20 protein-coding genes and 1 pseudogene are annotated in these 21,733 nt (G+C 65.6%); 14 read left to right on the top strand and 7 right to left on the bottom strand.

The window, feature by feature from the left end:
- Positions 1-16: 16 nt before the first annotated feature.
- Positions 17-955, bottom strand: a complete 939-nt coding sequence (locus tag CTR2_RS01005; protein WP_087085436.1) for a beta-keto acid cleavage family enzyme — start codon at positions 953-955, stop codon at positions 17-19.
- Between the two features lie 113 nt (positions 956-1,068).
- Here CTR2_RS01005 and CTR2_RS01010 point away from each other — a divergent pair, with 113 nt between their 5' ends.
- Positions 1,069-1,791, top strand: a complete 723-nt coding sequence (locus tag CTR2_RS01010) for a Crp/Fnr family transcriptional regulator (protein WP_087085435.1) — start codon at positions 1,069-1,071, stop codon at positions 1,789-1,791.
- 19 nt (positions 1,792-1,810) lie between these two features.
- Here CTR2_RS01010 and CTR2_RS01015 read toward each other — a convergent pair whose 3' ends face one another.
- Complete coding sequence (locus CTR2_RS01015; RefSeq protein WP_087085434.1) at positions 1,811-2,716, bottom strand: LysR substrate-binding domain-containing protein; 906 nt, start codon at positions 2,714-2,716, stop codon at positions 1,811-1,813.
- A 134-nt stretch (positions 2,717-2,850) separates the two neighbouring features.
- Here CTR2_RS01015 and CTR2_RS01020 point away from each other — a divergent pair, with 134 nt between their 5' ends.
- From CTR2_RS01020 to CTR2_RS01065, 10 genes are all read left to right on the top strand, one after another.
- Positions 2,851-3,864, top strand: a complete 1,014-nt coding sequence (locus CTR2_RS01020; protein WP_087085433.1) for a Bug family tripartite tricarboxylate transporter substrate binding protein — start codon at positions 2,851-2,853, stop codon at positions 3,862-3,864.
- A gap of 22 nt (positions 3,865-3,886) precedes the next feature.
- Positions 3,887-4,777 carry an HTD2 family dehydratase gene (locus tag CTR2_RS01025; RefSeq protein ID WP_087085432.1) on the top strand — a complete coding sequence of 297 codons (891 nt, stop codon included), beginning with the start codon at positions 3,887-3,889 and terminating at the stop codon, positions 4,775-4,777.
- Between the two features lie 61 nt (positions 4,778-4,838).
- On the top strand, positions 4,839-6,005 hold the full coding sequence (locus CTR2_RS01030) for an acyl-CoA dehydrogenase family protein (RefSeq protein ID WP_087085431.1): 1,167 nt from the start codon (positions 4,839-4,841) through the stop codon (positions 6,003-6,005).
- A 171-nt stretch (positions 6,006-6,176) separates the two neighbouring features.
- Entirely contained in the window at positions 6,177-7,373 is a 1,197-nt protein-coding gene (locus tag CTR2_RS01035; RefSeq protein ID WP_087085430.1) for a CaiB/BaiF CoA transferase family protein, read from the top strand.
- 34 nt (positions 7,374-7,407) lie between these two features.
- Positions 7,408-8,772, top strand: a complete 1,365-nt coding sequence (locus CTR2_RS01040; protein ID WP_087085429.1) for an MmgE/PrpD family protein — start codon at positions 7,408-7,410, stop codon at positions 8,770-8,772.
- 103 nt (positions 8,773-8,875) lie between these two features.
- A complete protein-coding gene (locus CTR2_RS01045) occupies positions 8,876-9,874 on the top strand; it encodes a tripartite tricarboxylate transporter substrate binding protein BugD (RefSeq protein ID WP_087085428.1) in 999 nt (332 codons plus the stop codon).
- 23 nt (positions 9,875-9,897) lie between these two features.
- Complete coding sequence (locus tag CTR2_RS01050; protein ID WP_087085427.1) at positions 9,898-10,770, top strand: HpcH/HpaI aldolase/citrate lyase family protein; 873 nt, start codon at positions 9,898-9,900, stop codon at positions 10,768-10,770.
- Positions 10,771-10,841: 71 nt separating this feature from the next.
- Positions 10,842-11,699, top strand: a complete 858-nt coding sequence (locus CTR2_RS01055; protein ID WP_087085426.1) for an SDR family NAD(P)-dependent oxidoreductase — start codon at positions 10,842-10,844, stop codon at positions 11,697-11,699.
- Between the two features lie 83 nt (positions 11,700-11,782).
- Positions 11,783-12,211: a DUF4878 domain-containing protein gene (locus CTR2_RS01060; protein ID WP_087085425.1), complete on the top strand. Its 429-nt coding sequence runs from the start codon at positions 11,783-11,785 to the stop codon at positions 12,209-12,211.
- 68 nt (positions 12,212-12,279) lie between these two features.
- Entirely contained in the window at positions 12,280-12,798 is a 519-nt protein-coding gene (locus CTR2_RS01065; protein ID WP_254913477.1) for a YiiX/YebB-like N1pC/P60 family cysteine hydrolase, read from the top strand.
- A gap of 9 nt (positions 12,799-12,807) precedes the next feature.
- Here the strand turns inward: CTR2_RS01065 and CTR2_RS01070 are convergent, their stop codons facing one another.
- The 4 genes from CTR2_RS01070 to CTR2_RS01085 form a co-directional block, all read right to left on the bottom strand.
- Positions 12,808-13,578: an ABC transporter ATP-binding protein gene (locus tag CTR2_RS01070; RefSeq protein WP_087085423.1), complete on the bottom strand. Its 771-nt coding sequence runs from the start codon at positions 13,576-13,578 to the stop codon at positions 12,808-12,810.
- Positions 13,575-14,336 (bottom strand): ABC transporter ATP-binding protein, encoded by a 762-nt coding sequence (locus CTR2_RS01075; protein ID WP_087085422.1) that lies wholly within the window; start codon positions 14,334-14,336, stop codon positions 13,575-13,577. Before CTR2_RS01075 ends, CTR2_RS01070 begins: the two co-directional genes overlap by 4 nt.
- Complete coding sequence (locus CTR2_RS01080; RefSeq protein WP_087085421.1) at positions 14,333-16,246, bottom strand: ABC transporter permease; 1,914 nt, start codon at positions 16,244-16,246, stop codon at positions 14,333-14,335. The genes CTR2_RS01075 and CTR2_RS01080 overlap by 4 nt, the downstream gene beginning before the upstream one ends.
- Positions 16,247-16,340: 94 nt before the next feature.
- On the bottom strand, positions 16,341-17,543 hold the full coding sequence (locus CTR2_RS01085; protein WP_087085420.1) for an ABC transporter substrate-binding protein: 1,203 nt from the start codon (positions 17,541-17,543) through the stop codon (positions 16,341-16,343).
- Between the two features lie 398 nt (positions 17,544-17,941).
- Here CTR2_RS01085 and CTR2_RS01090 point away from each other — a divergent pair, with 398 nt between their 5' ends.
- From CTR2_RS01090 to CTR2_RS01100, 3 genes and pseudogenes are all read left to right on the top strand, one after another.
- Positions 17,942-18,715, top strand: coding sequence for a ferredoxin--NADP reductase (locus tag CTR2_RS01090; RefSeq protein WP_003059561.1), 774 nt, complete (start codon positions 17,942-17,944; stop codon positions 18,713-18,715).
- 44 nt (positions 18,716-18,759) lie between these two features.
- The gene (locus tag CTR2_RS01095; RefSeq protein ID WP_087085419.1) at positions 18,760-19,566 is read left to right on the top strand and encodes an IclR family transcriptional regulator; all 807 of its coding nucleotides are present in this window, start codon (positions 18,760-18,762) and stop codon (positions 19,564-19,566) included.
- 132 nt (positions 19,567-19,698) lie between these two features.
- Positions 19,699-20,462 (top strand): annotated as a pseudogene (locus CTR2_RS01100) (SDR family NAD(P)-dependent oxidoreductase).
- 63 nt (positions 20,463-20,525) lie between these two features.
- On the opposite strand, the gene CTR2_RS01105 reads toward CTR2_RS01100, so the two are convergent.
- Positions 20,526-21,701 (bottom strand): ABC transporter substrate-binding protein, encoded by a 1,176-nt coding sequence (locus CTR2_RS01105; RefSeq protein WP_087085418.1) that lies wholly within the window; start codon positions 21,699-21,701, stop codon positions 20,526-20,528.
- Between the last annotated feature and the right edge of the window lie 32 nt (positions 21,702-21,733).

Genomic DNA, 21,733 nt, shown 5'->3' on the forward strand with positions numbered 1-21,733 from the left:
CTGCGCCGTGCGCGGCTCAGGCCGCCTGTGCCATGGCGGCGGGCGCGAACGCGGGCAGCGGCGAGCCGCCGCGTTGCAGTCCCATGATCTGACGTGCTTCCTCGGGCGTGGCGGGCTCCATGTCGAGCTCGCGGATCAGCCGCACGATGCGCTCGGTCAGCTGAACATTGGTGGCCAGCTCGCCCTGGCGGTAGTAGAGGTTGTCCTCCAGACCCACACGCGCATGGCCGCCCAGCAGCAGCGCAGCCACATTGGCCTCCAGCTGCGAGGGCCCGATGCCGCTGACGCAGAAGATGCTGTTGGCGGGCAGAACGTCCACCATCTGCTGCAGGTAGCGCGGCGAGAACGGCATGGCGTTCTGGAAGTTGCGGTGGACATTCATCACCAGGTTGATGAAGTGCGGGGCTGCATCGTGGTCTTCCTCGATCAGCGTCGTCACGTCCTGCAGGATATGGGTGTGGGCGAAGACTTCCCATTCTGGCTTGATGCCGCGCGCCTTCATGCCTACGGCCAGCTCGCGGCCCCGCGACAGCGGCGTGTCCATGAGGATCTCGCGCCCGCCGAAGCTCAGGTTCAGAGTGGTCGCATCCAGCGTGCACATCTCGGCGCCTGCATCCATGCCCTTGATGCGTTCCTCCCAGGCGATTTCCCAGCGCCCGCCCTGCAGCTCGCGCACCATGTCGCCGTGCACGCCGCCGCCCGTGGAGTTGTTGATCACGATGTCGCAGCCCGCAGCGCGGATGCGGGTGTTGATGTCGCGGTAGATGTCGGCATTGCAGGTGGCACCGTCGTCGGGCCGGCGCGCATGGATGGCCGCCACGCTGGCGCCCGCATTGCAGCAGCGCACCACGTCTTCAGCGATCTCGTCCGGCTGGGTGGGGAGATGGGGGTTCTGCGATTTGTGGGCCATGCCTCCAGTGGGGGCAATGGTCACGATCACCTTGCGCTTGCTCATGGCGTCTCCTGATGCGTGGGGTTGGGTCGTCAGCTATTATTTTTTTCACCCCCGCATGAATCAGTCGTTGCGATGACATTTGACCTCGGGGTAAGTACGCAAGGAGCTTCACCATCGCCCGCCATCACCGCTCAACGACCGCGGCCCGTCCCACCCTCGATGAACTGCTGTCCGGCTCTGCCTGGTTTCCCGCGCTCGACCTTGCCGTGCGCGAACGCGTGCGTGCCGAGATGCGCGAGGTGGACCTGCCCGCGGGCACTGCGCTGTGCCGTATGGGAGATGAGCCCCGACACTGGTATGGCGCCATCGAAGGGCTGCTCAAATGGTCGGTGAGCAGCGCCGACGGTCGCTCGGTTACGCTGGGAGGTCTCTCGGTGGGCAGCTGGTTCGGCGAGGGAACGGTGCTGCGCGGAGTGGCGCGCACGGCGGACGTGATCGCGCTGCGCGACAGCCGCGTGGCCTTGATGCCTGCCGAGGTCTTCGAGTGGTTGCGCGGCAGCGAGCGCAGCTTCGAAGCCTTTTTGCTGCGTCAGATCAACGAGCGAATGCACTGGTTCCTGGGCAACTTCGCGGCCCACCATTTGCTCGATACCGACAGCCAGGTGGCGCGCGCGCTGGTGGGCCTGTTCCACTCATGGCTGCATCCGGGAAGCGACCCGCGCCTTCGGGTGTCCCAGGAGGAGATCGCCAACCTCTCGGGCCTGTCGCGCCAGCGCTGCAACGCAGCGCTGCGGCGCCTGGCGGCGGCCGGCCAGATAGAGATCGAATACGGCGGCATCACCGTCATCGACCTGCCGCGGCTGCGCACGCGTGTGCACGCTGCGGCGTCGTTCTAGCGGCCAGATTCGCGCAGCCTCACATGCTCTCGCTGTGCTCATGGTAGGCAGCGATGGCGTCCATCAGTTCCTGCAGCTGGACCGATACCTGCTGTTCCTCGCGCACCAGCATATAGCGGGGGCGCACTGCCCAGGCGTCGGTCAGCGGCACGCGGCAGACGCGCGGCAGGCCGCGGTAGCGCTGGGCCACGGTCTCGGGCACCACGGCCACGCCCACGCCTGCCGCGACCATGCGGCACATCGAGTCGAAGCTGGAAAGCTGTATGCGCAGCTTCAGCGTGGTGCCCAGTTGCTGGCTCAGCCGATCCAGAAAAGTCTGCAGAGTGCTGCCACGGTGCATGCCCACAAAGCGCTCGTGCAGCACATCGGCAAAGGCCACGCTGCTCATGTCCGCCCAGCGCGCGGTGTCGGGGGTCACCAGCACCAGCCGGTCAGTGCTGAAATGCAGCACGCGCAGGCCGTACGTGTCCACCTCGCCGGCCACGATGCCCAGGTCGGCGCGGCCGTCGCGGATGTCGGTGGCAATGCCGGCATTGGGGCGCTCCTGCAGGTCCACGCTGATGTGTGGGTGCTGGGTGAGGTAGGCCGCAAGTATGTCGGGCATGAACTCCGTCACGGCCGTGGTGTTGGCGAATACGCGCACATGGCCGCGCAGGCCCGCGCCGTACTCCTGCAGGTCGGCTTGCAATTGCTGCGAATGCTGCAGCATGGCGCGCGCATGGTGCAAAAAGGCCTCGCCGGGTGCCGACAGTTTTACCCCTCTAGCCTCTCGTATCAGCAAAGGCATGCCGGCCTGTTCCTCCAGTGCCCTGACACGTGCGCTGGTGGCTGCAAGCGATAGATGAGACTGTTCGGAAGCCCTTGTCAGGCTTCCTGTCTGTGCTATCAAAACAAAGAGTCTTAAATCCTTGAGATCGAATTGCATAGCGGTTCATGGTTTATACCAATCAAGTCAAGGCTTCGGAAAAACAAAAGGCTTGATTCCAATATCAGAGATTGTGCACAGAGCAGGTGCCAGCGAGCATAGGGCTATCAACCCCAAAAGAGGAGACAGTTGCCGTGCCAGTCCGATCCGCCCCGCCCTCCACTCCATCGGTGTCGCGCCGCAGCCTCTGTGCCGGCGCCCTGCTGACCCTGGGCCTGCCGACCTGGGCACAGGCCTCCTATCCCGCCCGCCCCATCGTGCTGGTGGTGCCCCAGGCAGCGGGCGGAACCAATGACATCGTGGGCCGCATCGTGGCACAGAAATTGGGCGAGAAGCTGTCCGTGGGCACGGTGGTCGAGAACCGCCCCGGTGCGGGCGGCAACATCGGTACCCAGGCCGTGGCCAAGGCCGCCAGGGACGGCCATACATTGCTGATGACCATCAGCAGCAGCCAGGCCATCAATCCCGCGCTCTACAAGTCGCCGGGCTTCGATCCCGTGGGCGACTTCACGCCGGTGAGCATGATCGGCGCCGTGCCCAATGTGCTGCTGGCCCATCCATCCTTTCCCGCACGGACCGTTCCCGAAATGCTGGCCCTGGCCAGGTCCAAGCCCGGCGAGTTGCAATATGCATCGGCAGGCAACGGTACGCTCAACCACCTGCTGGGCGAGATGCTTAACCAGATGGCCGGCGTGCAACTGCAGCATGTCCCCTACAAAGGCGTGGCGCCCGCACTTAACGATGTGCTGGGCGGGCAACTGCCGCTGCTGTTCGGCAGCCTGCCGTCCACGCTGCAGTACATCAAGTCGGGCAAATTGCGGGCACTGGCCGTCAGCAGCGCAGCACGTTCGCCCGTGCTGCCCGACGTGCCATCGCTGGGTGAGTTCGTGCCCGGCTACAACGGCACGCTGTGGATTGCCCTGTTCGCGCCGCGCGGCCTGCCGCCTGCGGTGATGAGCCGGCTGCGCGAAGGCATGCAGCAGGCCATGGCGGACAAGGACATGCGCGCCCAGTTGCAGGCCCAGGGCGTGGAGCTTGCGGGCACGCCAGAGCGTCAAGTCACACCCGACGAGCTGGCTGCCGTCCTCAAGCAGGACATCTCCAAATGGGCGCAGATCGTGAAGACCTCCGGCGCCACGGTGAACTGAATCCCTTCCAGCACTTCCGTCCATGAACCCGAACACTGTCCAGATCGACGCAGCCGCCCTGACCAAGCTCCAGTCTTGGCAGGAGCGCAGCGAGACCATGTCCGACATCATCACCGCCGCTCCGCTGCGTGCCCTCTCGGCCACGCTGGATCGTGATGACCCGGTGCCTGAAGATGGCTCAGCCGTGCCTGCGCTGTGGCACTGGCTGTACTTTCTGCCGCATGCGCGCCAGAGCGAGATTGGTCCCGACGGGCATGCGAGGCGCGGTGGCTTTCTTCCGCCAGTGCCGCTGCCGCGCCGCATGTGGGCCGGCGGACGGCTGCGCTGGGAAGCGGGCAATCCGCTGCGCGTGGGGCAGCAGGTGCAGCGCGTCTCCACCATCCGCAGCGTGAAGCACAAGACCGGACGCTCGGGCGAGCTGCTGTTCGTGCTGGTCGAACACCGTTTCTCGAACCAGGACGGTTTGGCGCTGGTCGAGGAGCATGACATCGTCTACCGCGCCGCTGCCCAAGCGGGCGATCCCGCGTCCACGCCGCAGAAGCCACCGCTGGACGGCCAGCAAACCTGGTCCCGCACCATCGTTCCCGACGACGTGCTGCTGTTCCGTTACTCGGCGCTGACCTTCAACGGCCACCGCATCCACTACGACCGTCAGTACGTGACCCAGGTCGAGGGCTACCCAGGCCTGATCGTGCATGGTCCGCTGATTGCCACGCTGCTGCTCGATCTGCTGCGCCGCCAGCTGCGGGGCGCCAGGGTGGTCGCGTTCGAATTCAGGGCCTTGAGGCCGACCTTCGACCTGCACCCTTTCAGCGTGCACGGCAAGCCGCGCGAGGACGGCAGGACCATCGACCTGTGGGCACAGGACCACGAAGGGCTTCTGACCATGCAGGCCACGGCCACCGTGGCTTGAAGACTGAAACCCATAGCTGATAGCGCTTGCTGGACAAGCGTTTGTCGTCAGAAGGCTTGAAATGATCGAACACACGAGCTCCAACAACCACCACGAAATCCGCGATGCCATCCGCGCGCTGTGCGCCGAGTTTCCCGACGAGTATTTCCGCAAGATCGACGAACAGCGCGCCTATCCCGAGGCCTTCGTCAACGCGCTGACCCAGGCCGGCTGGCTGGCCGCGCTGATCCCGCAGGAGTACGGAGGCTCGGGCCTGGGCCTGACCGAGGCCAGCGTCATCATGGAGGAGATCAACCGCTGCGGCGGCAACTCGGGCGCCTGCCATGGCCAGATGTACAACATGGGCACGCTGCTGCGCCATGGCTCCACGGCGCAGAAGGAGAAGTACCTGCCGCGCATCGCCTCGGGCGAATGGCGGCTGCAGTCCATGGGCGTGACCGAGCCGACCACGGGCACGGACACCACCAAGATCAAGACCAGCGCCGTGAAGAAGGACGGGCGCTACGTGGTCAATGGCCAGAAGGTCTGGATCAGTCGCATCCAGCACAGCGACTTCATGATCCTGCTGGCGCGCACCACGCCGCTGGCCGAGGTGAAGAAAAAGAGCGAGGGCATGTCCATCTTCATGGTCGATCTGCGCGAGGCCGAGAAGAAGGGCATGACCGTGCGCCCCATTCTCAATATGGTCAACCACGAGACCAACGAGCTGTTCTTCGAGGATCTGGAGATCCCCGAGGAGAACCTGATCGGCGAGGAAGGCAAGGGCTTCAAGTACATCCTCGATGGCCTGAACGCCGAGCGCACGCTGATTGCGGCCGAGTGCATAGGCGACGGTTACTGGTTCCTGGACCGTGTGACCAACTACGTGCGCGACCGCCAGGTGTTCGGCCGCCCCATCGGCCAGAACCAGGGCGTGCAGTTCCCGATTGCCGATGCCTTCATCGAGGTCGAGGCCGCCAATCTCATGCGCTGGAAGGCCTGTGAACTGTTCGATGCGAACCAGGCCATGGGCGCTCAAGCCAACATGGCCAAGTACCTGGCGGCCAAGGCCAGCTGGGAGGCCGCCAATGCCTGCATCCAGTTCCACGGCGGCTTCGGCTTTGCCTGCGAGTACGACGTGGAGCGCAAGTTCCGCGAGACCCGCCTCTATCAGGTGGCGCCGATCTCCACCAACCTGATCTATTCCTATGTGGCCGAGCACATCCTCGGGCTGCCCCGTTCCTTCTGAAATGAAGTACCCCCTGAGTCGCTACACGCCTTCCCGTTGCACGGCGCCCCCCAAGGGGGACGACACCCTCGGCGCGGGGCGGCGCGGCCGGCTCAGGCCCTTCCTCGGTGTCCCTGGTCTTTGGCCGCGCCAGTTGCACAGGCTAGCGCTGAAGCGCAATGGATTTTCAAGATGAAAAAACAAAATCTTCGTCCACTGGACGGCATCACCGTCGTTTCGCTGGAACATGCGGTGGCAGCACCGTTTTGCACGCGCCAGCTCGCCGACCTGGGCGCGCGCGTGATCAAGGTGGAGCGTCCGGGAAATGGCGATTTCGCGCGCGGCTACGACCAGCGCGTCAACGGCCAATCCTCGCACTTCACCTGGATCAACCGCAGCAAGCAAAGCCTGGCGCTCGATCTCAAGCGGCCCGACGCACTCGAGGCGCTGATGCAACTGCTCGAAGGCGCTGACGTGCTGGTGCAGAACCTGGCACCCGGCGCTGCCGCGCGCATGGGGCTGTCCTGGGAGGTGCTGAAGGCCCACAACCCCAAGCTCATCGTCTGCGACATCAGCGGCTACGGTGCCGACGGCCCCTACCGCGACAAGAAGGCCTATGACCTGCTGATCCAGAGCGAGGCGGGGTTTCTCTCGGTCACGGGCACGCCCGAGGCGCCGTCCAAGGCCGGCATCTCGGTGGCCGACATCGCGGCTGGGATGTACGCCTACACCAATATTCTTTCGGCCCTGCTGCTGCGAGGCCGCACGGGCGAGGGCAGCCATATCGACGTCTCCATGCTGGAGGCGCTGGGCGAGTGGATGGGTTACCCCATGTACTACGCCTTCGACGGCGCGCCGCCACCGCCGCGCACCGGCGCGTCGCACGCCAGCATCTACCCCTACGGACCCTTCGAGGCCGGTGACGGGGGCACGGTGATGCTGGGCCTGCAGAACGAACGCGAGTGGAAGATCTTCTGCGAGCAGGTGCTGCTGCAGCCCGCGCTGGCCGTTGATGCGCGCTTCGACAGCAATGCGCAGCGCAACGCCCACCGCGAGGAGCTGCGCGCGCTGATCCTGGGTGTGTTCAACGCGCTGGATGCGGCCCAGGTCGTGCAGCGCCTGGATGCGGCCGGCATTGCCAATGCGCGCGTCAACGACATGGCGGGCCTGTGGAACCACCCCCAACTGGCCGCACGCCAGCGCTGGCGCAGCGTGGCCACGCCGGTCGGGCCGGTACAGGCGCTGCTACCGCCGGGCGCCAACAGCGCCTTTGACTACCGCATGGAGGCTGTGCCCTCCGTGGGCGAGCACAGCGAGGCCATTCTGGCCCATCTGGGCTGGTCGGCCGAGCGCATCCGCGCTCTGTACGCCGAAGAAGCGACCCTGTGAAAGCTGTGCGCAGCGTATGCGCGGGAGTGATTCCATGAAGAACGAGACCCAAGTGAGCATCCATCCGCTGGCCCGTTTCGCTGCCACACTGCGCTGGGACGACGTCCCCGCCGCCGTGCAGCGCCGCACCGAAGACCTCTGGGTGGACTGGTTCGGCTCCGTGCTCGCAGGCCAGGGCGCGCGCCCCGTGCAGAGCATCGCGCGCTTTGCGCTGTCCCAGGGACCGGCGCAAGGGCCTTGCGAGATCCTGGGCAGTGCCGCCACCACCTCGCCCATGATGGCGGCCCTGGCCAATGCCGCGGCCTCGCATGTGGCCGAGCAGGACGATGTGCACAACGGCTCGGTCTTCCACCCGGCCGCCGTGGTCTTCCCGCCCGCGCTGGCCGTGGCCCAGAGCATCGGTGCCAGCGGCGCCCAACTCATGGCCGCCTGCGTGGCCGGCTACGAGGTCGGCATCCGCGTGGGCGAGTTCCTGGGCCGCAGCCACTACCGCATCTTCCACACCACGGCCACGGCCGGCACGCTGGCTGCTGCGGCCGCCGTGGGCCGCCTGCTGGGCCTCACGCCCGCGCAGATGCAGCATGCTTTCGGCTCGGCCGGCACGCAGTCGGCGGGGCTGTGGGAATTCCTGCGCACGGGCGCCGACAGCAAGCAACTGCACACGGCCCATGCAGCCGCCGCAGGCCTGATGTCGGCGTACCTGGCCAAAGACGGTTTCACGGGCGCGCAGGACATCTTCACCGGGCCGCAGGGCCTGGCGGCCGGCATGTCCACGGACGCCGATCCCACGCGCCTCACGGACGGCATAGGCTCCCGCTGGGCCACGGCCGAGACCTCGTTCAAGTGGCATGCCTCCTGCCGCCACACGCACCCGGCCGCCGACGCGCTGCTGCAGGTCATGCAGGACCACGGCCTGACTCCCGCCGACCTGGCCCAGGTCACCTGCCATGTGCATCAGGGCGCCATCGACGTGCTGGGCCCGGTGGTCAGGCCGAGCACTGTGCACCAGAGCAAGTTCTCCATGGGCACGGTGCTGGCGCTGGCGGCGCGTCACGGCCACGCGGGGCTGACGGAGTTTGACCGCGACTATCTGGCACAGGAAACCGTGGAGCTGCGCGACAAGGTGAGCATGGAGCTTGATGCCGAGGTCGACGCGGCCTATCCCCGGCGCTGGATCGGCAAGGTCAGCGTGCAGACCACGGATGGCCGTTTGCTCATGGGCCGTGTCGACGAACCCAAGGGCGACCCCGGCAACACGCTGTCGCGCGAGGAAATTACGGCCAAGGCGCTGCGGCTGATCGCCTATGGCGGAGCCCTGCAGGACGCTGCTGCGCAGGCTACCGTGGGGCGGCTGTGGCAGGTCGCGCAATGGCCGCGCGTGCAGCGCCTGCTGGACTGAGGCTGAGTTTTTCGCTTCCCGCCGGCCCCGGCCGGCGAATCCATGGGAAAGGCGCCGTCACAGAGCGCCTCCCGCTTTCACCCAAGTGCACAGGAGACAAACCATGCAAAGCACAAACCCTTTCCGCCGCCGCCTCGTTTACGCGGCGGCCGCCGCCTGCGCGCTGGCGGCATGCGCCGGCGCCCAAGCCAGGTCCTGGCCGGAGAAGCCGGTTGTCCTCGTCGTGCCCTACAGCGCGGGCGGCCCCACCGACGTGGTGGCGCGCCTGCTGGCCGTGCCCATGGGCCAGGTGCTGGGCCAGAGCGTGCTGGTCGAGAACACCGTGGGTGCGGGCGGCACCATCGCACCGGCCCGCGTGGCCAAGGCCAAGGCCGACGGCTACACCATCCTCATCCACCACATGGGCATGGCCACGGCGCCTGCGCTGTACAAGAAGCTGCCCTATGACCCGCTCAAGGACTTCGAGTACATCGGCCAGGTGCTGGACGTGCCCATGACCCTGCTGTCGCGCAAGGACTTCCCGGCCAACAACTTCGCCGAGCTGATGGACTACGTGAAGAAGAACCAGGACAAGGTCTCGCTGGCCAATGCAGGTATTGGCGCTGTCTCCCAGCTGTGCGGCATGCTGTTCATGCACCAGGCGGGCGTCAAGCTCACCACCGTGCCCTACAAGGGCGCAGGCCCGGCCATGAACGACCTCATGGGCGGCCAGGTGGACCTGCTGTGCGACCAGACCACGCAGACCGTGCCCGTGATCAAGGACGGCCAGCGCGCCAAGGTCTTCGGCGTGACCACGCCCAAGCGCCTGTCCTCGCTGCCCGACATCCCCACGCTGGACGAGCAGGGCCTCAAGGGCTTCGACGTCAAGGTCTGGCATGGCATGTACGCGCCCAAGGGCACGCCCAAGGAAGTGGTCATGGCCATCAACAAGGCGCTGAACGTGGCCATCAAGGACGAGAACGTCAAAAAGCGCATCGCCGAACTCAGCTCCGACCTGGTCACGCCCGACAAGGCCACGCCGGAAGGCCTGCGCACCCACCTGCAGGCCGAGGTCGCGCGCTGGGACAAGGTCATCAAGGCCGCAGGCGTCTCGGCCGAATAAACCGCTCTCCCAAGGACATCCGCATGCACGATCTGGCGCGACAGGCCACTTCCTTTCTCTTCGTCCCCGCCACGCGGCCCGAGCGCCTGGGCAAGGCCCTGGACAGCGGCGCCGACATGGTCATCGCCGACTGGGAGGACGCCGTGTCCCCGGCCGACAAGGACGGCGCCCGCCAGGCGCTGGCCCAGGCCGTGGAAGCGCTGGAAGGCGCGGAACGCGCACGCTTGCTGGTGCGCATCAACGCCGAAGGCACACCCTGGCATGCCGAGGACCTGCGCGTGCTGGCGCAGCTGGTGGAGCAGGGCGTGGCCGGCGCCATGGTTGCCAAGGCCGAGCGTGCCCAGACCCTGCATGCGGTGGCCCGGGCTGCGGGGGCGCAAGCGGCCTTGCTGCCCCTGATCGAGAGCGTGGCCGGCCTGGACGCGGCCGATGCCCTGGCTGCCGCGCCCCAGGTGGTGCGACTGGCTTTCGGCCACCTGGACTTTCAGGTCGATGCGGGCATGGCCTGCGGCGAGGACGAAGAGGAGCTGCTGCCCATGCGCATGGCCCTGGTCCTGGCCTCGCGCCGCTCCGGCATTGGCGCGGCCGTGGACGGCGTGACCGTGGATACGCGCAACCCCGAACGATTGGCATTGGACGCGGCACGCGCCAGGCGCATGGGCTTTGGCGGCAAGCTGTGCATTCACCCGGCCCAGGTGCAGCCTCTGCACGCCGTCTTCGACCCCGACCCCGCCACCGTGGCCCACGCGCAGCGCCTGCGCCAGGCGCTGGCTGAGGCGGGCGGCGGCGTCTGCGTGCTGGACGGCCGCATGGTCGATGCGCCCGTGCTCCACATGGCACAGCAGACGTTGGCTCGTCACGCCTGGGCACAGCAGCGCATGCATCGCAAGACATAGTCTTATCAGACGTTGCCGGGTGCCGCGGTTTGCGCCAGATTCATGCTGCTTCAAGACACAAAGGAAAGAGCATGAACCAGGCTTTGGTATGCGTGGTGACGGGGGCCAGCCGTGGCGTGGGCCGTGGCGTGGCGCTGGCGCTGGGCGCGGCGGGGGCCACCGTCTATGTCACCGGGCGCAGCGTGAAGGAGGGCGACTCGCCCTTGCCCGGCACGGTGGGAAGGACGGCTGCCGATGTGACGGCTGCCGGCGGCAACGGCATTGCCGTGGCCTGTGACCATGGAGACGATGTTCAGGTGGCAGCGCTGTTCGAGCGCGTGCGTCGCGAGCATGGCCGGCTCGACATTCTGGTCAATTGTGCGATTGCGATTCCCGATCCGCTGACCGTGCCCGGCCCGTTCTGGCAAAAGCCGCTGGAGATGACCGGACTGCTCGATGTGGGACTGCGCTCCACCTACGTGGCCAGCCATTTCGCGGCCGGCCTGCTGATCGCTGCGCGCGGCCTGGTGGTCAATATCTCGTCGGCAGGCAGTCGCTGCTATATGCATGGGCCGGCCTATGGAGCGGGCAAGGCCGGCACGGACAAGATGAGCTTCGACATGGCCCACGATTTCAAGCCTGCTGGCGTGAGTGTGGTTTCGCTCTGGCCCGGACTGGTCAGGACCGAACGTTCCGAACGCGTCTGCGCGGCCGAACCCGACAAGTACGGCGATAGCTTCGACAGCGCCGAAACGCCGCAATTCATAGGCCGGGTGGTACTGGCCTTGCATGGCGATGCCGACTGCCTGGAAAAGCGCTCTGGCGGCGTGTTCTATACGGCCGAACTGGCCAGCCAGTATGGCGTTCAGGACATCGATGGCGCGCAGCCTGCGTCGCCGCGCGCCTATTTCGGCGCGCCACCGGAGTTCAGCCCGGTGGTGGTCGAATAAGCCGGTGCGCGTGACAGCACGCAAGAGCAGGGCCGCCGTGGCGACTACACTGCGGCCTTCCTTGTTTTTGCTGTACCCGGTCCGTGTCTGCTTCTGTCTCCCTTTCCCGCCGCTGCTGTCTGCATTTCTCCTTTTCGCTGCCCCTGGCCCTGGGCTTGTCGGCTTGTGCCACGACCACTCCTGAACAAAGCCAGGACGAGCTGATCCAGCGCTTTTACGCGCTGATGGCGGCCGGTGATTTCGACACCTGCATTGCCCTGATCTCGGCACGCAATATTTCCAGCGGGCAACTGGCGAGTTTTGAGCAAAAGCTGCGCCGCATGTTGACAGGCGCTAAGGGAATGATCGACTCCAAGGGCGGCCTGGCCAAGGTGGAAGTGGTGGAAAGAAAAGTTTCCGAGGAGGAGCAGGTCATCAAGCTCAGGGTGCTGGTCAGCTATCGCAATGGCAGCACCCGCCGCGAGCGCATCAATCTGGTCCAGGAAGAAGGCGTCTGGAAAGTGCTGCTGTGATGCTTGCGCGGCTGACAATGGCCGCTGTGATCGCTGTGTGGGCCTGCTGTGATGGCCTGGCTTTTGCAATGCCGCCATTGCCGCCGCAGGCTGCTCCTGGCGATCTGATCTTTCGCCGGGGGACGGAAAACGTCAGCCACCTGGTGCAAGCCGTGGACCGTGGTGACTTCAGCCATGTGGGCATGCTGGTGGGACGGCCCGGTCAGTGGCAGGTGTTGCATGCCACACCGTCCGAGCGCCCGGGTCAGGCGGATGCCGTGGTGCTGGATTCGCTGGATTTTTTTCTGGACGCTCGGCGCGCCCAGGCCTATCGCCTGTATCAGGTCGCTTCCGACCCCGACACACGTGAGCGGGCCGTGGCCTGGGCCATGGCGCAGCAGGGCAAGCCGTTTCAGCTACAGGGAGACGCGGAGGCTCTGTATTGCACCACGCTGGTCTGGCAGGCCTGGCAGCAAGGCGGTATGGATCTCGGGGTGGTGTTCACCAAGGTGGAGCTGCCGGTGCTCGGCGGGCGCTACCTGCTGCCCGGCCAGCTGCTGCACTCATCCCGCCTGCGCCCGCTGACGCCCTTGCTGTCCTTGCACTAGGCCCGGACTCTACACGCCCAGATATTGCTGGCGCACGGCCTTGTCGCCAGCCAGCTCGACCATGCTGGCTGTGTGCACGATCTGGCCTTTTTCCAGCACATAGGCACGGTCGGCCACGACCTCGGCAAATGGCAGGTTCTGCTCGCTGAGCAAGATGCCTATGCCCTGCGCCTTGAGTTCGAGAATCGTGCGTGCCATCTGCTCGACGATCAGCGGAGCAACCCCCTCGGAGGGCTCGTCCAGCAGCACCAGACAGGGCTGGCCCATCAGCGTGCGGGCCACGCTCAGCATCTGCTGCTCGCCACCGCTCATGCGCCCGCCCAGGCGGTCAGGCATCTCGCCCAGGTTGGGGAAAAGCGTAAACAGTTTTTCGGGCGTCCAGTGCGGAACGGCCTGGCCATCGGGCCAGCGGCGAGGCTTTTGCTTGCCGACCTCGAGGTTCTCCAGCACCGTCAGTTCGGTGAAGATGCGGCGATCCTCCGGTACATAGCCCAGGCCGCGCTGCGCGATCTGGTGCGAGGCCTTTTTTTCCATCGCCTCACCCATGAAGCGAATGCTGCCCTCCCGGCGCGGAACCAGGGCGGCAATGCTTTTGAGCGTGGTGGACTTGCCCGCGCCATTGCGCCCCATCAGCGCCACGACCTCGCCGCGTCCCACGGCCAGCGATACCTGATGCAGGATATGGGCCGCGCCATACCAGGCGTTGAGGCTCTGTACTTCAAGCAATTTCGGGCTCTGTCCCTTATCCATCAAGCGCTGGTTGCTATGCATTTGATTCATTGCTGTTTTTCAAGAACGAGGCCGGTACCGAGGTAGGCCTGCTGCACGCGCGCGTCGTCGCGGATGGCTTGCGGCCTGCCTTCGGCCAGCAGCTGGCCGCGCACCAGCACGGCCACACGGTCGGCCTGACCGAAGACCACGTCCATGCTGTGCTCGGTAAACAGCACGCCCATGCGGCGCTGCTGCGCCAGCTGGCGCGTCAGCTGCATCAGCGCGACACGCTCGCCCGGGGCCATGCCGGCAGTGGGCTCGTCCATGAGCAGCAGCAGCGGATCATGGGCCAGCGCCATGGCCAGCTCCACTCGTTTCACATCGCCATAGGCCAGGGCGCTGCAGGGGCGATCGGCCTGAGCTGCCATGCCCACCTGCTCCAGCAGGGCCAGGGCGTCGGAACGCCGGTGGCTGGCGGCACGCGGCCACCAGCTGAAGATCCTGCGATCGGCCGACAGCAGAGTCATCTGCACGTTTTCCACCACGCTGAGCGAGGCAAAAGTCTGTGCAATCTGGAAGGTGCGTCCCACGCCCTTGCGCCAGATGGCGCGCGGCGGCAGGCCGGTGATGCTCTGGCCATTGAGCAGCACCTGGCCGCTGTCGGGCAGCAACTGGCCGCCGACCATATTGAAGGTGGTGCTCTTGCCGGCGCCGTTGGGGCCGATCAGGGCCAGCAGCTCGCCTGCCTGCAGATCGAATGAGACCTGCTGCACGGCCTTCACGCCGCCAAAGGCCTTGCTGACGTTCTGTACCTGCAGCAGCTTCATGTCCTTGTTCCTGCTTTGTCCTTGGCGCTCACGCGCGACCACAGCAGCTGCGCATAGCCTGCAATGCCCTGCGGAGCCAGCAGCACCAGAATCAGCATGGTCGCCCCCATCAGCGCGCGCCAGTATTCGGTGTTGCGTGCCACGGTGTCGTGCAGCCAGGTAAAGGCTGCCGCGCCCACCACGGGGCCGGCCAGTGTCTGCACGCCGCCCAGCAGCACCATCACCAGCGCATCCACCGATTTGGTGACCGACATGGCGTCGGGGGCAACACCGCCCTTGCTGAAGGCAAACAGGGCTCCGGCCAGGCCGGCAAACAGCCCGGCGATCACGAATGCCATCCACTGCACGCGGCGCACGTCGATGCCGATCGCATCGGCCCGCAGCGCCGAGTCGCGCGATGCGCGCAGCGCATAGCCCAGAGGAGAAAACAGCAGGCGACGCAGCAGATAGATGCCCAGTGCGCAGATGCCCAGAGCCAGCCAGTAGAACGCCGGGCCCTGCGATGCCCATTCAGGGGGCCAGACGCCGGTCAGGCCATTGCTGCCGCCGGTGAAGTCATCCCACTGAAAGACGATGGCCCAGCTGATCTGCGCAAACGCCAGCGTCAGCATGGTCAGATAGACGCCCGACAGCCGCACGCAGAACCAGCCATAGAGCAGGGCGCCGGCAGCCGCGACCAGAGGACCGAGCAGCAGTGCGGCTTCCATGGGAAGATCCAGCGCGCGCACCAGCAGGGCCGCACCGTAGGCACCGAGGCCGAAGTAGGCCGCGTGGCCGAAGGAGTGCATGCCGCCAGGTCCGAGTATGAAGTGCAGGCTGCTCGCAAACAGGGCCGCGACAAAGATATCGGCCAGCAGCACGGTGGCATAGCTGCCGCCTTCGGCGGCGCCTGCCGCGAGCGGCAGCAGCACCAGCGCGCCGAGCAGGCCCAGCCATGCGGCCGTTGCGCCGCGCCCCGAGCGGCGCAATGGCTGCTCGGGCTCGCCAGCGTTGCGTGCCAGTGCCTGGGGCTTGCCCAGAAGGCCCCAGGGCCGCCAGATCAGCACCACGGCCATGACCAGGAACTCCACCACCAGGGTGAGCTTGGAGAACGACAGCTCGAAGCCCGCGATCTCCTGCACGCCCAGCCAGATGCAGACGGCCTTGAGCTCCGCCACCAGCAATGCGGCCATGAAGGCGCCCGGTATGCTGCCCATGCCGCCGACCACGACCACCACAAATGCGGCGCCAATGGTGAGCATGTCCATCTCTAGGCTGGCGGGCTCGCGCGGCAGCTGCAGCGCGCCGCCCAGGCCTGCCAGCAGCGTACCCAATGCGAAGACGGCGGTGAACAGCCAGGCCTGGTTGACGCCCAGGGCGCCCACCATTTCGCGGTCCTGCGTGGCGGCACGCACCAGGGTGCCAAAGCGGGTTCTGGTCAGTAAAAGCGTCAGGCCCAGGAGGACGCAAGGGCCGACAGCTATCAAGAACAGATCGTAAGTGGGGAACTGGCGGCCCAGAATCTCCACCGAGCCTTCAAGCCCTGCGGCACGCGGGCCGAACAGTTCCTCGGGGCCCCACAGCCATAGCGCCGCATCCTTGATGACCAGTACCAGCGCAAACGTGGCCAGGAGCTGGAATAGCTCGGGCGCCTTGTAGATGCGGCGCAGAAGCAGTGTCTCGGTCAGTGCCCCCAGTGCGCCGCAGGCCAGCGGAGCCAGCAGCAGCGCGGGCCAGAAACCGATATGGGGCGAAAGCCGGTCCACGCTGCTGTAGGCGATGAAGGCGCCCAGCATGTAGAACGAGCCATGGGCGAAGTTGATGGTGCGGGTGACACCGAAGATCAGCGACAGCCCGACCGAAACCAGAAACAGCGACGATGCGCTGGCCAGTCCGTTGAGCAACTGGGCCAGCAGGCCGGATGCACTCATGCTGCGTAGCTCCTGAAGCTCGACATAGTGTTTTCGGAGATGAAAAAGCCACCTGCTGCAGTGCAGGTGGCCTGGCATTTTCGCCGAAGCGGAATCAGTTCGCAGTCGCGGGGCGCAGCTTCTTCACTTCCTCGTCCGTGGGCTGGTAGTTCTTGCCGTCGGCATAGTGGTAGTTGACCAGCACGCCGCGTCCCAGCTTCTCGTCATAGGCGGTCTTGCCGATATAGGCGCCCATGGTGGACTGGTTGTCCTGTGCCCGGTAGGTGATGGGGCCGAAAGGCGTGGAGACTTCCAGGCCCTTGAAGGCCGCAATCAGCTTTTCGGTGTCGGGGTCACCCTTGGTCTTGCGCAGGCCTGCGGCAATCGACTGTATGGCGTTGTAGCCCACGATGGTGCCCAGGCGCGGGTAGTCCTTGAACCTGGCCTGATAGGCCTTGAGGAAGGCAGCATGCTCGGGGGTGTTGATGGAATACCAGGGGTAGCCGGTCACGGTCCATCCGATAGGCGCTTCCTTCTTGAGCGGATCCAGGTATTCGGGCTCTGCCGTCAGCAGGCCCACGACTTCACGGCCCTTGAACAGGCCGCGTGTATTGCCTTCGCGCACGAACTTGCCCAGGTCGGTGGCGAACAGCACGTTGAAGATGGCATCGGGCTTGGCGTCAGCAAGCGCCTGCACGACGGAGCCGGCGTCGATCTTGCCCAGCGCAGGTGCCTGCTCGACCACAAACTCGATATCGGGCTGCCTGGCCTTCATCAGCGTCTTGAAGGTGGCAACAGCGGACTGGCCGTATTCGTAGTTGGGGTAGACGATGGCCCAGCGCTTCTTCTTGAGCTTGAGTGCTTCCTCCACCAGCATGGCGGTCTGCATATAGGTGGAGCCGCGCAGACGGTAGGTGTAGTGATTGCCGTCGGCCCAGACGATTTTGTCGGTCAGCGGCTCGGAGGCGAGGAAAAAGCGCTTTTTCTGCTTGGCGTAATCGGTCAGTGCCAGGCCCACATGCGAGAGAAAACTGCCCGTGAGCACATCGATCTTTTCGCGCGTGTAGAGCTCTTCGGCGGCACGCACAGCATCGCCCGGCGTGGCGTTGTCGTCGCGCACGATGAGCTGCAGCTTCTTGCCGGCAATGCCGCCTGCGGCATTGACCTGCTCCACCGCCAGCTCCATGCCCTTCTTGTAGGGCTCCAGAAACGCGGGTTGAGCCTTGTAGCTGTTGATTTCGCCAATCTTGATCACGCCCTGTGCCCAGGCGGGCAGGGCGGCCAGTGTCAGCAGGGGCAGGGACCAGCGCAGCTGCATTGTCATTCTCCTCGATGCTCGGTGGACGACCACGGTCCGGGACACAAGGTCGCTGCCACCAATAATGCTCAGTTTGAGTATTTATATAGACAAATAAAGCGCTTGTTCAAAGCGCGTGAAGGCTGATCCTAGAACAGCGTTTTCCCTGAGTCAAGAAGGGCCAGCCAGTTTTTCGGCGATCGGGTGGTATCGGAGCGCTTCATTCTGCTTATCACTATTCGATCTCAAGACATTGATGGGTGATTCACCCGTTTCTATGCAATTGCCGGACAATATAGGTCTTGTCCCGCTTGGCAACCGGCAGCCAACGCGCTAGCAGCCCTGACCTGCAGTGCCCCGCCACCGCCCAGCATTTGCCGCGCAGGTTTTCTGCTTAGAGTTTTTATTTCAGACGAATCATGAGTGCTTTTCTTGAAGAACGCGTGCTGTCCGTCCACCACTGGACCGACCGTCTTTTCTCCTTCACCACCACCCGCGACACATCGCTGCGCTTTTCCAACGGCCATTTCACCATGATCGGCCTGAAGGTGGATGGCAAGAACCTGCTGCGCGCCTACTCCATCGCCAGCCCCAACTACGAAGAGCATCTGGAGTTCCTGTCCATCAAGGTACCCGAAGGCCCTTTGACCTCCAAGCTGCAGAACATCCAGGTGGGTGACACCATCATCGTGGGCAAGAAGCCCACAGGCACGCTGCTGATCGACTATCTGCTGCCCGGCAAGAATCTGTATCTGATCGGCACGGGCACCGGCCTGGCTCCCTGGCTGGCCGTGGCGCGAGACCCCGAGACCTATGAGCGTTTCGACAACGTGGTCGTGGTGCATGGCGTGCGTCAGGTGCAGGAGCTGGCCTATCAGGAGCTGTTCGAGAAGGAATTGCCCGAGCATGAATTCCTCGGCGATATCGTCAAGGGCAAGCTGCACTACTACCCCACGGTGACACGCGAGCCCTTCCGCAACCAGGGCCGTATCTCGGCCCAGATCAACAACGGCACCTTCCCGCAAAACCTGGGTCTGCCCGATCTGAATCCCGAGACCGATCGCGTCATGCTCTGCGGAAGCCCTGCCATGCTGTCCGAGCTCAAGGAACTGCTGGAAAAGCGCGGCTTCAAGGAAGGCAACACCACCACGCCCGGCGACTTCGTCATTGAGCGCGCCTTCGTCGAGAAGTAAAGCTCACGACACCCTGCGGAGGGGAGGCTGCCGATAATCGGCCCATGCCACCCAAGCCTCTCCCTTCGGCTTCGCCAAGCGACGATGGCCGCAGCTTCATCGTCGCGCTGGCACGCGGGCTGGACGTGCTGTCCTGCTTTCGCTCTGGCGAGAAGCTGCTTGGTAACCAGGACATCGCCAGGCGCTGCGGACTGCCCAGGTCCACGGTCTCGCGCCTCACGCACACGCTGACCACGCTGGGCTACCTCATCCATGTGCCCGAAGAGGGCAAATACCGCCTGGGCACAGCCACGCTGGCCCTGGGCAGCGCCATGCTCTCGCGCCTGGACGTGCGCCAGATCGCACGCCCGCTGATGCAAAAGCTGGCCGCCACCACCGATGCCGAGGTGGCCCTGGCCGCACGCGACCGGCACAACATGGTCTACATCGAGCACTGCCCCAGCGCGCGCTTCATGCACCGCGACCTGGACATGGGCTCGCGCATCCCCCTGGCCACCACGGCCGTGGGCCGAGCCTGGCTGGCCGCCAGCCCCGCATCCGAGCGCCAGCGCGCGCTGGACTATCTGCAATCGCACGCCCCGGAGCAATGGGCCGCGGCCCAGGCCCAGCTGCCGCTGTGGCCCGAGGCCGGCAACCAGCCCCAGCCCTGGCTGTCGTGCTCGTTCGGCGACTGGCAGCCCGAGGTCAACGCCATTGCCCTGGCCTTCTCGCCGGGGCGCGGCCTGCCGCTGATGGCCGTCAGCCTGGGCGGGCCTTCGCGCTTCGTCACGGCCGATGCGCTGCGCCAGGACGGCGTGCCTGCGCTGCAGCGCATGGTGCGGCGGCTGCAGCAGGACATAGACCGCGTCTGACGGCAGACCGGACCTGGCCGGCTGTCCCCAGGCGCCCGCGCAGTAGCCAAGACGACAGCGCGCGCCGCCCCGGCACCCTAGCATGGAGGGCGTTGCTCAACCATCAGGAAACCAAGACAGGAGACACCCAGCCTGAGCGTGAAAGCACTGTTCGACCTCACCGGCAAGACCACCCTCATTACCGGAGGCTCGCGCGGCCTGGGCCTGCAGATGGCCGAGGTGCAGGGCGAGGTGGGTGCCAGGCTCGCCATCACGGCACGCAAGTCCGACGAGCTGGCCGAGGCCAGCGCCCATCTGCAGGGCCTGGGCTACCAGGTCGAGACCTTCACCAACGATCTGCAGAAATTCGATACCATCCTCGCCCTGGTCGATGAGGTGCTGGCGAGCTGCGGCGACATCGACACTCTCGTCAACAACGCCGGCGCCACCTGGGGCGCCAAGGCCGAGGAATACCCGGGCGAGGCTTGGAACAAGATCGTGAACCTCAACGTCTCCGTGCCCTTCTTCCTCACGCGCGAGGTCGGATCCCCAAGGGCCGGGGCAACATGATCATCACGGCCTCGGTCGCAGCCTTCAAGGGCACGCCGCCGGGCATGAACACCGTGGCCTACAACACCTCCAAGGCCGCAGCCGTGCACCTGGCGCGCACCCTGGCCTCGTCGGAATGGGTGCACTACAGCATCCGCGCCAATTCCATCTACCAGGGCTTTTTCCGCAGCAAGCTGGCCAACGGCCCGATCGACAAGCTAGGCGGCCAGCTCATTGCCCGCGCGCCGCTGCACCGCATCGGCGGCGAGGACGACCTCAAGGGCGCCGTGGTCTGCCTGGTGTCTGATGCCTCGCGGCACATGACGAGGCAGGCGTTGGTTTGGGACGGGGGCGCCAGCCCTCTTTGAGGGCAACTCCAAGACAAAGCGCACCCTTGGGTGCGCTTTGTCTTTTGAGAAATGCGCGGTGCTCTACCTGCTCCCCACCGTCATTACCGCCTCGATCTTGCCGTCGCGCACAGCCGCGCCGCGCTCAGTGGTCAACGTGCCGCCGCGGTCATCCACGCCCTTGACGCCGCCGGGGTTCACGTCGGGGCGCAGGGATTTGTAGGCTTCGTCGAGCTTGGCGTGGATGGCCTTGGTGTCCGAGGCCGAGCCGGCCAGCTGCATGGCCTTGACGGTGGCGTGCACGGCCGTGTAGTTCCACTGGGCCTCGGAGCCCGGGATGCGGCCCGGGTAGACCTTGCCGAAGCGTTCCACGAAGGCCTTGTTCTCGGGCTTGGTGTCCTCGGAGACCGGCATGACGCCGATGGCGCCTTCCAGCGGCGCATAGCCGCCGACCACGCGCGCCATTTCGTCGAGCTTGGCCTGGTCCATGACCACGAAGCCGCCCTTGAAGCCCAGCTCGCGCGCCTGCTTGACGACCAGGGCCGTGGGCTCGGAGGCGCCGCCCACGAAGAGCACGTCGGGCTTGTCGGCCAGGGCCTTGCTCACGCCGCTGTAGAAGTCGGTGGCGCGGTTGTAGCTCATGGCGTTCTCTGCCACCACGGTGCCGCCCAGCTTTTCCCAGCCGGGCTTGAAGGCCGCGACCCAGGCCTTGGCGTAGTCATGGTCGGCGCCGACCAGGGCCACCTTCTTGCCGAAGCGGCCCATGACGTACTTGGAGAACGGGTCGATGTACGAAGTGAACTCGGGCGGGATGCGCAGGGTCAGCTTGTTGCCCCGGTTGGTGATCTGGGGCACCGAGCTGTAGGCCAGCACGATGAAGTTGCTGCGCTCGTTGGTGGTCTGCAGCGCGAAGATGCCGCCCGAGTGCGGCACAAGGATGGCCGCCGTCTTGTGCTGCTGCACCAGGCGCTGGGCGTTGATGGCGGTCTCGGACGGGTTGTACTTGTCGTCCAGCGGAACGATCTCGATCTTCACCTTCTTGCCGCCGATCTCGGGTGCGGCGGCATTGATCTCGGACACGGCCATCTGCATGCCGTCGAGCACGTTTTTGCCGTACTGCGCAGCGCCCCCCGACAGCGGGCCCGAGTAGCCGATCTTGACCACCTCCTGCGCCAGCGCGGGGCCGGCAGCGGCCACGGCGGCGCAGGCCAGGGCCAGCGCGCCCACCCTGCGGCGGGTGAAAGGTGCGAATGCTGTCATGTCTGTCTCCTTGGATCGTTGGTGGTGGTGGC

Origin of the sequence: Comamonas thiooxydans, from assembly GCF_002157685.2 — a bacterium.
Classification (GTDB): Bacteria; Pseudomonadota; Gammaproteobacteria; order Burkholderiales; family Burkholderiaceae_C; genus Comamonas; species Comamonas testosteroni_H.